10 protein-coding genes are annotated in these 13272 nt (G+C 63.8%); 3 read left to right on the forward strand and 7 right to left on the reverse strand.

What is annotated here, in order from left to right:
• Positions 1-79: 79 nt before the first annotated feature.
• The 5 genes from IPL79_06785 to IPL79_06805 all read right to left on the reverse strand — a co-directional run bounded on the left by IPL79_06785 (position 80) and on the right by IPL79_06805 (position 5888).
• Positions 80-1381 (reverse strand): MFS transporter, encoded by a 1302-nt coding sequence (locus IPL79_06785; protein MBK9070691.1) that lies wholly within the window; start codon positions 1379-1381, stop codon positions 80-82.
• The gene (locus IPL79_06790) at positions 1378-2499 is read right to left on the reverse strand and encodes a hypothetical protein (GenBank protein MBK9070692.1); all 1122 of its coding nucleotides are present in this window, start codon (positions 2497-2499) and stop codon (positions 1378-1380) included. Before IPL79_06790 ends, IPL79_06785 begins: the two co-directional genes overlap by 4 nt.
• Before the next feature lie 292 nt (positions 2500-2791).
• On the reverse strand, positions 2792-3871 hold the full coding sequence (locus IPL79_06795; protein MBK9070693.1) for a TlpA family protein disulfide reductase: 1080 nt from the start codon (positions 3869-3871) through the stop codon (positions 2792-2794).
• Positions 3872-3905: 34 nt separating this feature from the next.
• Positions 3906-5096 carry a hypothetical protein gene (locus tag IPL79_06800; protein ID MBK9070694.1) on the reverse strand — a complete coding sequence of 397 codons (1191 nt, stop codon included), beginning with the start codon at positions 5094-5096 and terminating at the stop codon, positions 3906-3908.
• A gap of 24 nt (positions 5097-5120) precedes the next feature.
• Positions 5121-5888, reverse strand: a complete 768-nt coding sequence (locus IPL79_06805) for a type III pantothenate kinase (GenBank protein ID MBK9070695.1) — start codon at positions 5886-5888, stop codon at positions 5121-5123.
• Between the two features lie 49 nt (positions 5889-5937).
• Here IPL79_06805 and IPL79_06810 point away from each other — a divergent pair, with 49 nt between their 5' ends.
• Both IPL79_06810 and IPL79_06815 read left to right on the forward strand, forming a co-directional pair.
• The gene (locus IPL79_06810) at positions 5938-6813 is read left to right on the forward strand and encodes a hypothetical protein (GenBank protein MBK9070696.1); all 876 of its coding nucleotides are present in this window, start codon (positions 5938-5940) and stop codon (positions 6811-6813) included.
• Positions 6814-6820: 7 nt separating this feature from the next.
• On the forward strand, positions 6821-8428 hold the full coding sequence (locus tag IPL79_06815; GenBank protein MBK9070697.1) for a response regulator: 1608 nt from the start codon (positions 6821-6823) through the stop codon (positions 8426-8428).
• 480 nt (positions 8429-8908) lie between these two features.
• On the opposite strand, the gene IPL79_06820 is transcribed toward IPL79_06815, so the two are convergent.
• A complete protein-coding gene (locus IPL79_06820; protein MBK9070698.1) occupies positions 8909-10807 on the reverse strand; it encodes a long-chain fatty acid--CoA ligase in 1899 nt (632 codons plus the stop codon).
• Between the two features lie 208 nt (positions 10808-11015).
• Here IPL79_06820 and IPL79_06825 point away from each other — a divergent pair, with 208 nt between their 5' ends.
• The gene (locus tag IPL79_06825) at positions 11016-12107 is read left to right on the forward strand and encodes a trypsin-like serine protease (GenBank protein MBK9070699.1); all 1092 of its coding nucleotides are present in this window, start codon (positions 11016-11018) and stop codon (positions 12105-12107) included.
• Here the strand turns inward: IPL79_06825 and IPL79_06830 are convergent.
• A complete protein-coding gene (locus IPL79_06830; protein ID MBK9070700.1) occupies positions 12088-13272 on the reverse strand; it encodes a class I SAM-dependent methyltransferase in 1185 nt (394 codons plus the stop codon). The two genes, IPL79_06825 and IPL79_06830, sit on opposite strands and share 20 nt — an antisense overlap.

A 13272-nucleotide genomic window follows, 5' to 3' on the forward strand; every position in this document is an offset into this window, starting at 1 on the left:
CTCACGCACTGCCGATGTCAACGACGCCTTTAGCGCGCTACAACCCATTGATATGGCTATGTTTTACTGCGCGAATCGACTACGAAACGCGTTGGCGAGCGCTGGCCGCCTCGGCTGCGGTGACGTCCGACTCACCCGCATTCGTCCCCGGCCGCGCATAGTAAGCCGCGAGCAAGGCGATGCCGACAAAGCCGATGACGCCGCAGACATAGGTCGATGCCTGCGCGCCCCAGTAGCCGACGATCGGCGAAAACACGCCCATCGCGAGGCGGCGCGCGATGCTTTCGAGCGAGAGCAAGGTGGCGCGGCGCTCGGAGGCGGCGATTTCGCGATTGAGCATGGGCTTGATCAGCGGCGAGTACATGCCCTTGGCGATCGCCTGGATGGCGACTAGCCCGACCACCCGCAGGCCGTGGGTTTGGTTGAACAAGGCAAAGCTGAGCGCCAACATCGCGAGCACGCTCCACAGCAGATGCTCTTCGGACAGGCGGCGACGCAGGCGTGCACCGTTCCAGGCGACGACGCCCGCGAGCACGTGCGCCGCGGCCAAGATGGCGCCGATGGTCAAGGGCGTCAGTCCGCGTGCGACGAGCAACGGTTGATAGAGATAGCGCCCCGCGAGCACCAGGACAAAGGCCACGGCCGAACAGCCGAGCAGCCAGATGAGGCGGCGATTGGCGCGGACGTCGGCGAGCGCGAGGCGCAAGTGTGCCGCGATGCTTCCGGCGCTTGCGCCCCGTGCGCTGGGGCGTGTCGCGTCACCCCCGGTGACGAGCATGAGTTGCGGCTGCCGACGACGCGGCGTCTCGGGCAGGCCAGCCGCGAGCCATACGGCGACGAGCGCGGTGAGCGCCGTGGCGACATACGGCAGCACCATGTGCCATTGCGCCAGCGCGCCGCCGACGACCAAGGCCGCGGCGGTGCCAAAGAGGTGGAAGCTGCTGGCGCGCGACTCGGCCTGGACGTACTCGGCCTTGCGCCCGGCGGCGGCAAGCTCGTCATAGAGATATGCCGAGTCCGCGCCCGAGCACAGCGCCAGCGAAATGGCGAGGAGCACCTCGGCCACCGCAAACCACGCCACGCTGGTGCCTAGGGCGGCGACGATGGCCGCGACCGCGAGGGTGGCCGCGCCGAGCATCATCGAGGGCCTGCGGCCGACGCGATCGGCGAACACGCCGGTTGGCACATCGACGACAATGATCGTCGCGCTGTAGAGCACCGAGAGCCACATGATCTCGGCAAACCCGAGGCCGCGCGCCATCATGAAGATGACGAAAATCGGCTCCCAGAGGTACGACGTCGCCAAGGTGCGAAACGCGTAGTAGCGCCGCAGCTGCGCGGTTAAGCGATGATCCGCCGCCACCCCCGACACCTCGCTCATGGAAATGCCAGCACCTTGGCCTCGCCGTGCTTGGCGATGAGATCGTCGACATAGCCGATGAAGACGTCGCGCCGCCGCAAGATGCCGGCGATTTCATCGTTGCTTAGCAAATAGTCGAATGGCGCCGGGTCTTGCAAGGCCGCCACGATTTCTTCGCCCGTGAGGCCACGCAGCCGCGCCACCAGGCGGCGCGAGAATTTGCCGACGCGCTGCAAGTAGCCGAGCGTGCGGCCGGTGCCAGCGTCGGGGGAAAACGCCATGGTGTTGTCGAGGAAATAGAGCTGCGTCTGCGCCTTGTTGCCTTTGAGATTGCCACCGGTCCAACGATCGACGTTGCCGACGAGAAAATCAAATGCGGTTAGATCGCTTAGCTGCGCCAGCAAGAGGCGCTGCGGCTCGGGGACCTCAGCTGAGGGCAAGAGCATCTTGCGCCAGGTCATGATGCCTTCGGTCTCGTCGAACGGGTAGCCATTGACGAGCGGACTCACGAGCACGGGCACCCACCACGACAGCTCGCCCCGGATGGTGCCATCGACCGCGATGGCCTCTTCATCAAACCGCGCGCGATCGGCCGGTGAGGCGGCCTTGGCCACAAATTCGTCGCGCGAAAAGCTGCGGCCAACGGCGGGCGGCACGCGCCCGAGGCCGAGCAAGCGGTCGAGGCGATACGCGGCGATCTCGCGCCGCGGCGTTGACCCGCCGTGGATCTGTTCGGGCTTAAATGCCGCGCGCGCCCCGCTGGCAAACTCTACGCGCAGCGATAGCGAGGTACCGCCAGTGTTGGTCTTCCACGTCACGACGGCTTCATCGCGCAGCGGGCGCAATAGCTCGTTATCGCCAGCCTGGGAAAAGGGACCTGAGGATGTCTCGACCGATGGCGGCGCGGCTTCGAGCACGACGGGTTCGGGCACTGCGGGCGGTGTTGATGCGGGCGCCCGCGCAACGATCGGCACCCCCTCCGGAAGGCGCGCCGTGGCGGCATCCGCAGCCGGCGAGCTGGCGGATCGCAGGGGTTGCGACGCTTGTGGCGTCGGCTCGTGCACGGCGATCAAGATCACCGCGAGCACGGCGCCCCCGGCGACGATGCCCTCAGCAACGATGCATGTTCGCAACCGCACTACGAAATTCTAACACGCACCCGCGCTACTTGCTTAGCGACACCGAAGCGCCGTCCGCGGCCAGTTCCGGATGTACTTCTATACATGAGGCGCGGCGATGACGCGCGATCGGTACGTGGTTGTCCCAGCATTTTTGACAGCAAAATCGCAGCGGCGCGCGCCCGGTGTTGCAGGCCGCCACCGAGCAGAGCCAGTGCGACTCCGCCAGCCGCAGAAAGCGTCGACACGTTGCACAGGCGGTAGCGGCAATCGAGGCAGACACCCTTATAGATGTAACATGCTTTGCCGCGAGCTAGCGTGTGGGCGCGGGCGAAACGCCGCGCATCATGCGGGCGTAGTCAAAGCCGGCCCATTGGTCGACGAGATGTCCTCCCTGGTCGTACACCGCGAACGTCGGCAGGGTCGAGGCGCCTAGGCGCTCGGCGAATTGAGCGGTGTCGAACGTCAGCCATAGATTCGGCGGGGCCGCGTCGCCAAGCAGCCGGCGGGCCTCGCGCGGATCATCGATATTCACCAGGACGATCGAAACGTCTTGCTGCGCAGAGGCAAATGCGGCGACATGTGGCAGCGAGGCCCGACACGGGCCACACCACGTGGCCCACACCTCAACAACCTTGAAGCGTCCGCGGGGGCGAGCCTCTTCGGTTAACCGCGATACGATTGGCCCCAGCGCGCCGTCGGCGGCAACCGTCGCTAAATCGCCGATGGCATCGAATTGCGCGGCCGTCGAGAGCAAGCCGCGTCGGCTCCACAACTGCCATCCTTGTGTGATGGTGGCCACAGCGACGAGCGAGATCAAGATGTGGCCGCCGATACGCGCCGTTGGTAGCGCGGGCGGGATGGCAGGCTCACGCCGTCGGATCACGATGGCCGCTCCCAGCAAGACGACGGCCCAAATCAGCGCGAGCAATTGCAGTGGCATCACCATGCCCTTGATCCAGGTGTCATGGGTCGGCCAGGCCGCGGGCGCCACGGCGCGAAAAATTCCCTGCGCGATGGTCGCGATCCCAACTGGCATGGCGACGACTTGCGCCGCGACCGCCGCCGAGGCCCGCATCGGCGCGCGCGCGGTCAACCACAGCACGCCCCACGCCACGACGTAGGCGATAAACGTCGCGCCGAGCGCCTCTTGCAAGAACCGCAGCAACGCGTGCAGGCCGAGCACCGCGCCGGAGTTCACCGCTAGCCAGCCCGCGAGCACCACGTCGGGTAGCGCAACTGCGACAACAATCGCGACCAGCAACCAGGAGAAGCTGCGATGAATCGCGGCGCCGATCGATGGCTCATCCGACGCCGCCAGCAGGCGCACCGGCCGGCCAAGCGCCGCCGCCCACACGTCTACGACCTGGCGTAAACGCCCATCGCTCATCATGGCCTTCTAGCATGCCTGGCCCCGTCGACCATGGCTATTTTTTCTTTTTGCCGCCGGTGGCCTTGGAGGCGATCACGTTGCGAGCGGTCAAGGCGATCGTCGAGGGCACGCCTTTGGATTTGGCAACCGTGCGCATGTCCTTATCGCGTAGGTGCTGCAAAAAGCGCAACGCATCACCTGTTGGCGTCTTGGGGTTGAGCACGAGGTTAAACTTGATCCGATACAGGCGCGTCCATTCGCGCTTGTTGGTGATGTATCGAATCACGTCTTCGTTAAGCGCCGAGTTGCCGGCGTATTTTGCGGCCTCCATATCGGTAACGCCACCAGACTTGATGGTTGCCATGGCGACCAGCTTGATCGGATCGCGCACCAGTTGCGCGCGGGCGAACGCGTTGCCGAGCGAGGCGAGTCGCAACTTCATCGGAATGGTCATCAGATTAATCGGGATGCGCTGATCTCCTTCATCAGCGACGGCGCTAGGATCTGCATCGGGGGCCTCTTCGATTTCGCCTTCGCCAATCAAGGCCATGGCGGCGTCGGGATCGCCCGCGGTAAGCGCCGAGTCATCCATCCGCGCCATCTCGTCGGTGACGGCGGCAAAGAGCTGATCCTGCGCGTCGGCCTCGACGATGGCGCCCTCGGTGGGTTTAGGTGCATCAGCGCCAGCGAGCGCACGCGAAATCTCATCCCACGCGGCGAGGCCGTCGACGCGCACGCCATTGCGCACCGCCAATTCGACGGCGCGCTCGACGGTCGACATCCGCGCTTTGGGATTTAGGTACATGCCCGCGATCACGTCGGGATGCCGCAACAAGCGTTGTTCATTTTGCGCGATCAGGTCGACCTGCTTGCCATCACAAAGTCGAGCCAGCTCGGCAATCGTGGCATCGGCGCAGAGGGGATTTAGGACCAGCGCCTCAAAGGCCGAGGCCTTGCCCTTGGTAAAAGGGGCAAACCAGTCGAGCACGCAGGGGTCGACATCAGTCTGCGCGACCAGGCCGGTCAGCAATTTCTCCGGCAGCCCGGCGGCGGTTTCGCGCGCGCTCTTGGCAATCACCTGATCGGGGTCGAGCGCGAGCATGTAGAGCGAGTTGGCGGAGTCAGCCAAGCTGGCAAACGGCATCATGCCGCGCGCCGCCATCATGCGACCCGGCCCTGGGGCAAGCGCCTTTTGAACCGCCGGCGACAAGGACGTCACGGGCAGAGGCAGGTGTGGCAGGGACATCGCGGCCAGTGTAGCAAATTTCGCTTATTGATTGCGATCGTAGAGAATCTTGAGCCCCTTAAGTGTGAGCAAATCGTCGGTTCGCTCGATGCAGCGGCTTTCCAGCGCCACAAGGCCAGCAAGGCCACCGGTGGCGATGCAGACCGCGGGAAAATCAATCTCGGCGCGAATGCGGTCGACCAAGGCATCAACCATGCCGGCGTAGCCATATACCAACCCCGACTGCATCGAGGCCACGGTGTTGCGGCCGACGACCTTGGCGGGGCGCGACAGCTCGACGCGAGGCAGCTTGGCGGCGGCCTGATAAAGCGCCTCGGCACTGATTTGGACCCCGGGCGCGATCACGCCACCGACATACTCGCCCTTGGGTGTAACCAAGTCCCATGTGGTCGCGGTGCCAAAATCGACGATAATGCAACCTTGATGCAGCTCTTCATAGGCCGCGACGGCATTGACAATTCGATCCGCTCCAACCTCTCGTGGATTTTCGTAGAGCACCGGCATCCCGGTCTTAATCCCCGGCCCCACGATGAGCGCGGTGACGCCTAGGTGCTTGGAAAATAGCTTTTCGAGGGCAAATAACGCCGGTGGCACCACGGAAGCGATGATCCCGGCGGAGATCGTTTTTGCCGCAAAGCCTCCCAATTCAAGAAACGACTTGAGCAGCACCGCATACTCGTCGCTGGTGCGCTTGGCGTTGGTCTCCACCCGCCAGTGCGCGACCAGCTGGCCGTCGCTAAACAGCCCGAGAACCGTATTCGTATTCCCGACATCTATGGCCAAGAGACTCATTCCCCACAATGTAGCGTGCAACGCGCGGGCGTAGTAGGCTCCGGCCACCATGAAACGAGCGAGTTTATCTACGATTGTGTTTTTGTCCGTCGCGCTAACCTTGGTCGGCGGCCTTGTCGGCTGCGGCAGCAAGGCCTCGGGGCCAGCCCCCTTGTCGAGGCGTCTCGAAGAGTCGTTTATTGCCGGCGTCGCCGTTGAGCAAAAACAGCAAGTGATCGACACGCAGTCGGTGTGGACGACCGCCAAGATGCAGCGCGATGGCGTGGCCGCCAAGTACGCCACGGCGCGAACGTCGGCTGAAATTGCCAAGAATGACCGCGACGCCGCCAAGCTGGCGGAGCGCTCAGCCGTGCGGCTTAAAAAGGATGCTGATGCCTCGGCCGACACGACGCGGATGAACGATGCCGAGCGCGAGGTGCGCAAGGCAACGGCGCAGACCAAGGCCGCCGAGGCCCATCGGCTTTACCTGGCGACGTACCGCGACGCCCTCAAGACCAGCCTGCGCGCCGAAGAAGAAACCGTCTATTGGCGCGAGGCGCAGTTTGAGCTCGCCAAGGCTCGCGTCGCCGCGGCAAACAATATTGCGCCCAAGGGATTTCTAGTTGGAAATTTTGAGACGCAAGAAGCCACCCGTGCCAAGCGCGCGACGTCGGCCCGGACCAGCGCCGACAAAGCCATGCGCGGCGCGACCGCCAAGCGCGAAGCATGGTTGAAGGCGCAGGCCGCTGCCGATGACCTCACGGGTAAACCAATCGTGCACGACGACCCAATGGCCGTGCCGATGGCAGTCCCGATGGCGGCGCCGGCCCCTGCGGCAGTTGCAGCGCCTGCACCAGCGCCTGCACCAGCGCCAGCACCAGCACCGTCGCCTGCACCAGAGGGCCAGGCCACGACGACGACCACTACCACGACGACCACGCCCTAGGGCAGACATGTCGCAAGACGCGCAGGCCAGCGACGCGACGGGAGCGATCCCGAGCGCAAGCGATCCGGCCGAGTCCGGACCTACCGGCGCGCGCATCTTGATCGTCGACGACGAAAAGATGATCCGCGAAATCCTCGCGGAGTTTCTCACCTTAGAGGGCTACAACGTGCGCACCGTGGAGGATGGCAGCGCCGCGCTCACGGAGCTGCGCATGCGGCCCTACGACATGCTGATCACCGATCTCAAGATGCCGAAGATCTCGGGCCTGGAGTTGCTTGAAAAAGTCACCGAGCAAAAACTCGGCGTGCTCACCGTGATGATGACGGGCTATGGCACCGTCGAGACGGCGATCGAGGCGATGAAAAAAGGCGCCTACGACTACATTCTAAAGCCGTTTAAGGTCGAAGAGGTCATTCACGTCGTGCAGCGCGGCCTGCATCGCCAACAGCTGCAAGCCGAAAATATCCGGCTGCGCGAGGCGCTCACCATCTACAAGGTTTCCGAGGCGATCTCGGTTTCGCGCGACATCAACCACATCCTGGCGGTGATTCTTGATGCCGCCATCGACGAGGTCGACGCCGATATTGCCACGCTGTGGCTGCGCAACCCAACCACCGACGTCTTCGAGGAAGAGCTGCGCAAGACGACCGCCCGCCGCCACGTCGCAACGACCAAGGGGATTCCCTCGGTGGCGCTAAATCCGCTGCTGGCCCAGTTTGCGCAAGGCCGCCCCGTGCTGCAGCACGGCAGCAAGATCGGCCAATTTGTCAGCGACGCCTCGGCTTTTGCCGATATGCACTCGTTTCTCTCGGTGCCGCTGCAGTCGGGCGGCACGGTGTTTGGCATTCTCAACGTCATCTCGATGACGCGCGGCAAGGCCTTCAATGAAGGCCATCGTAAAATGCTCTCGGTGCTCGCCTCGCGCGCAGCGACCGCGATCGAAAGCGTACGCCTCTACTGCGACCTCGAGCGGACCAATTCGCACCTGCGGCGAGCCAATCTTAGCCTCGAAGAAAATTTTCAGCAGACCGTCGCCGGGTTCGCCCAGGCCTTGGAAGAGTCAGATCTTTACACGCGGGGCCACTCCGAGCGCGTCGCCACGTATGCCGAGCTGATCGGGCGTGGCCTAACGCTGACCGAGACCGAGGTGCGTGACATCGTGCAGTCAGGGCTGATGCACGATATCGGCAAGATTGGCATTCGCTACGACATGCTCAATAAGCCGGGCAAGTTGTCGCCAGATGAAGTGAAGGTGTTTCGCACCCATCCCGAAAAGGGCAAGCGCATTCTTGATTCCGTGCCCTGTCTGCACGGCCTGATAGATGGCTGTTGGTGCCACCACGAGCGCTTTGACGGCGACGGCTATCCTCGGGGCCTGCGCGGCCACGATATCCCGCTGCTCGGGCGCATCGTCGCGATCGCCGACGCCTACGACGCCATGACCACCGACCGCGCGTATCGGAGGGCCCTCTCCCACGAAATCGCGATAGGCGAGATGGAGCGCTGCGCGGGCAGCCAATTCGATCCCGAAATCACCGAGCTGTTTTTGCACGCCATCGAGCGCTACCGGACCGAGATGATTGCCCGCGGCCAGACCAGCGAACTACCTCGTTAGGGCAAACAGGTAAAGCAAACGGTGTGCGGCGCGCGAGCACATGCTTCGGTGGTGCGCGGCGCGCGATCACATGCTTCGGTGGTGCGCGGCGCGCGATCACATGCTTCGTCTCAGAGCTACGGCTGTTCGCTCTGCTCACGACGCCTTGCGCTCAGGAGGGCATGCTGCGCCAACTATCGAAGCCATTGTGCCTTCGCGAAACGCTCTGATCCGAACATGTGCCGCACACCGCTTCTGTTTTGCGTTTCTGCAGCGCAAGCCTACCGGCAGGTGGCGCACGTTTCTTCCGCGAGCATAGATTGCAGGGCGGTGTTCGTGGCACCGAGGGAGGTGGATACCACAGCACTCTCGCTGTACCCCGGAGGGTCGCTATCTGCGAGCAGGAAGACACGTGCGCCCACCTGCCGGTCCACTTACTATCTGCGAGCAGGAAGACATGTGCGCTCACCTGCCGGTCAGCGTGTCTAGCGCGCCGCCGCACTACGCGTCGGCGAGCGCGCCTTCGTACATTTTGTCGAGCATGGCCGCGTACTTCTTTTCGCCGAACTTGCGTTTGACCTTCAGGCTCGGCGTGAGCTCACCTTCTTCGATGGTGAAGTCACGCGGCAGGATGGCAAATTTCTTGATCGTCTCGTATTTGGCGAGGCCACTGTTGAGCTCGTCGATGGCCTCCTGCACCAGGGCCGTGGCTTGCGGCGAGCCGACGATCTCGGCATAGGTCGTCGCCGCAATGCCATTGTCGGTGGCCCACTTGCGAATCGCCTCTTCGTCGAGCGTGAGCAAGGCGCTGCAGAAGTTTCGCTTGTCGCCGTGCACGACCACTTGACCGATATAAGGCGAGATGGTCTTGAGCTTGCCCTCGATGTTTTGCGGCGCGATGTACTTGCCACCCGAGGTCTTGATGAGGTCTTTCTTGCGGTCGGTGATGTGCAGAAAGCCATCGGCATCGACCTCGCCGATGTCGCCGGTACGGAGCCAGCCGTCGTCGGAGAGCACCTCGCGGGTTTGCTCGGGCAGGTTGTGATACCCGGACATGACGTTGGGGCCGCGCACGAGAATTTCGTTGTCTTCGGGCGCCAGCCGCATCTCGGTGCCGGGCAGCGGCGTGCCGACGAGGCCAAACTTGTAGGCGGCAGGCCGGTTCACGAACGCCGCCGCGCTGGTCTCGGTAAGCCCGTAGCCCTCGAGAATGAGAATATCGCAGGCGTGGAAAAACTCCGCAATCTCGCGTGACAGCGGTGCCGAGCCCGAAATAAAGAAGCGCAGCTTGCCGCCAAACCGATTCTTGAGCTTGGAAAACACCAGCTTGTCGGCGATGCGCAGCTTGAACGCGAGCAGCCCGCTAGGCACGAGGCCCTTTTGCCGCAACGCCGAGCCTTCTTTGCCGGCCGCGATGGCCCAGCGGAAGATCTTCCATTTGATCGCACCGCCCTCTTTGGCGCCTGAGATCACCTTGTTGTAGACTTTTTCAAAAATGCGCGGCGCGGCGGCCATAAACGTCGGCCGCACGACGGCCAAATTGTCGATGAGCTTGGGAATGCGGCCGTCGATCGCGCAGCAATGCCCAGTGATAAGGTGCGCGCCCGTGAGGACCTTGCCAAATGAATGCGCCAGCGGCAGCCAGAGGTATTGCACGTCATCTTCGCGAATGATTTGCAGCGTGTGAATCGCGTCGGCCTCATAGGCCCAGCACTCGTGATTGAGGCGGACGCCCTTGGGCCGCCCGGTCGTACCCGAGGTGTAGATCAAGGTTGCCAAATGGGTGCCGAGGGTTTCCGCGGCAATGGCCGCGATGCGGTCGGGGTTAGCGGCTCGCCATGCGGCGCCGTCTTTTTGCAGCTGCGCTACGGACTGTACCCAATCGGCATCAGCCGGCGCTACGTCGCCATCGATGAGGAACACGCGCTCGAGCTGAGGCATGTTGCCTCGTTGCTCGCGCAGCTTATCGAGCTGGCTGTGGTCCTCGGCAAAACAAAATCTCGAGCCGGAATCGTGAATGATATAGGCGCATTCATCGGCCATGCTAGAGGGATAGATGGTGGTCGTCGCGCCGCCCGCGCAAAGGATGGCGGTATCGGCAAAGACCCACTCTGCCCGCGTCGACGAAACAATCGCGATGCGGTCTTCGCGGTGCACGCCGATGGCCAAAAGTCCTCCGGCCAGGTCTAAGATGCGCTCGCCGGCTTGCTTCCAGGTGAGCGACTGCCACGTATCTTTGACCGGGAAACGAAACGCCTCGTGGTTGGGGGTGCGCGCAATCCGCGCCAGAAAAATCTGCGGGATCGAGGTCGAGGTACGGATGAGTGGCTCGGTGGCTTTGTAAATTTGCACTAGGGTCCTCCGCTTGGTCTGGCATGCAGGTCGCCGCGCCCTCAACATGGGCGAGATTGCGCGGAAGTATGGGCGGAACCGTTTGCCAAACGCAACCGCGGGGGCCCGCGGAATGACAAGGGAATTAGTGGTTTGCTGGCCCCGGCTCGCTGTGCCGCGGGCTGGGTCTAATAGGCCCCAGATGGGACCCCCTCGCCACAGATCGCCCGCCGGCGCGCGGCTGGCGCTTGGCATAGCGGTTGCAAACTCTTGCTGTGTGCGTCTCCTGACCAGCCAATATGCCTGCGCCTCGGCGAGCCTTGCCCTGTGGGCCGTAGCCACCGGCTGCGCCTCGCCGTCGCCCGCGCCAATTAGCGAGCGCAGCGAGCTTGCGATCGTCGGGGGCGCGCTCGCAACGGCCGACCAGTTTCCAGAAGTTGCACTCATCTACAATCGCGCGACCGGCCGCATTTGCAGCGGCACCTTGGTTGCGTCCGAAGCCGTGCTAACTGCCGCCCACTGCGTCAGCGGCACGACGCCCGCCGACGTTGCGGTCTATTTTGATACGGTTGATATGCGCCTGCCGTCAAAGGTCGTGGCTGCCACCCAGCTCGCCGTCCACCCGAGCTACAGCGCCAACGCCCAGGACGCGCGGTTTGACCTCGCCATCATCACCTTGGCCGAGGCCATGACCGACCGCCGCAGCGCCGCCATTGCAGGCGAGCTCGCCACCGTTGGCGAGAGCTTGTTGCAGGTTGGCTTTGGTCGCACGGATCCGGCCGACGCCAACTCGCTCGGCGTGATGCACTACTACGAGGAGGCGAGCAGCGCCTGCGGGTCGGCGGATTTGCCGGCGCAGCACTACATTTGTTTTCGCGAGGACGACGGCGATGGTGTTTGCGACGGCGACAGCGGCGGCCCGATTTTTCGCGCCGGCCCCCACGGCCGATCGCTGGTTGGGTTCATCGCCTTTGGCCGTGGTGACGGCTGCCGCGAGCTCGGCGTCGGCGTCCAGATGGCGTCGGTGAATGACTTCTTGCAGGCCGAGCTCGGCAATCGCCTGGCCTGCGCGCAAGATGGCGTCTGCGATAACTCATGTGATGACCAAGGCATCATCGACCTCGACTGTCAGGTGTGCAGCGAGGCCGCCGACTGCAAGATGGGCGATTTCTGCATCGAGGGCGATTGCGTGCCACCCAAGAACGCGGAGCTCACGGCCGCGGCCAAGGCCGGCTCGGCGCTGGCGTCTGGCTGCAGTGCAAGTGGTGATGATCGTTCGCCTACAGGCGCGCTGCTCTTGGCCCTTGGTGCGGTGGCATGGACGATGCGACGCCGACGCGGCGCGCGCGCTATTTGCGCTGCCAGATAAGGACTTTGAGATAGTCCATCTCGCTAAAGCTCGCCGGATGATCCGGTTCTTGTTGGAGATTGTGGCGCAAATGGAATTCTTCGCGCAAAAGCCCACCCGCGAGCTGAACGAACTGGCCTCGTGGCACGCGCGAGGTGCATGAACAGGTGATGAGATAGCCGCCGGGCGCCACCAGCGCGGCGGCCTTGCTGATGAGCAATTGATAGGCGCGCAGCGCGCTGTCGAGTTGCGCTTGGCGGCTGGTGAGGCTGGGAGGATCGACGATGACGAGCTGATATTGGTCACGCGTCGCCTGCTTGGGCAGCCATGAAAAAATGTCGGCCTCGACGCTTTTGAAGTTCGTGCCAACCGGCGAGTGGTGGGCGTCGCCAAACGCCAAGCTGGCCGCCGAGCGATCGACGTTGGTCACCTCGGCGGCGCCCGCCAAGGCGGCCGCGGCGCCAGTCATGCCTGTGAACGAAAACAAGTTCAGCACGCGGGCACCGGTGAGCGGGAGATTGGCCACCTCGCGGCGCAGCCCGCGCAGATCGAGAAAGGCGCCCGACTTTTGACCGCCCAGGACGTCAACGGCAAGGCTAAGCCGGCCCTCGCGAATCGCTACCACGGCAGGCGGCCGTCCTTGCAAGAGGCGCGGCTGCGTTGCGATGTCGCTCGCCTCGTCGGCGACGGCGGCGAGCTTGCGCTGCGGCACGCGCCAGACGACGTTTGGCAGCTGCATTGATTGCGCGAGCTGCATTGCCATCCACCGCCCAAGGCCGGCCGTCCCTGGCTGGTACGTCTGCAGCACCAACGTGTCGTCGTAGCGATCGATCACAACGCCAGGCACGCCATCGGCATCACCGGCAACCAGGCGATAGGCATTGGTCTTCTTGACCAACGTCGCACGGCGCGCGAGCGTGGTCTCAAGGACGCCGCGCCAGGCATCTGCGGTGGGCGTCTTGGTGCCAGTGGCAAACTTGGCGATCGCCACGGCGCCCGCCGCCGCAAACACGCCGTAGCCAACCACCTTGTTGGCGCCGTCGACAAGGCGCAGCCATTGGCCGTCCGCGAGTGCGTCGGCTGCCGAGCTCATGTGCTTGCGAAACACCCACGGATGCCCTCCCTGCAGCGATGCCAGCGCATGCTTGCCAAGTTGATAGCGCTGGTACCTGACCCTCGTGGACAT

The organism is Myxococcales bacterium, assembly GCA_016716835.1.
Taxonomy (GTDB): Bacteria; Myxococcota_A; Polyangia; order Haliangiales; family Haliangiaceae; genus JADJUW01.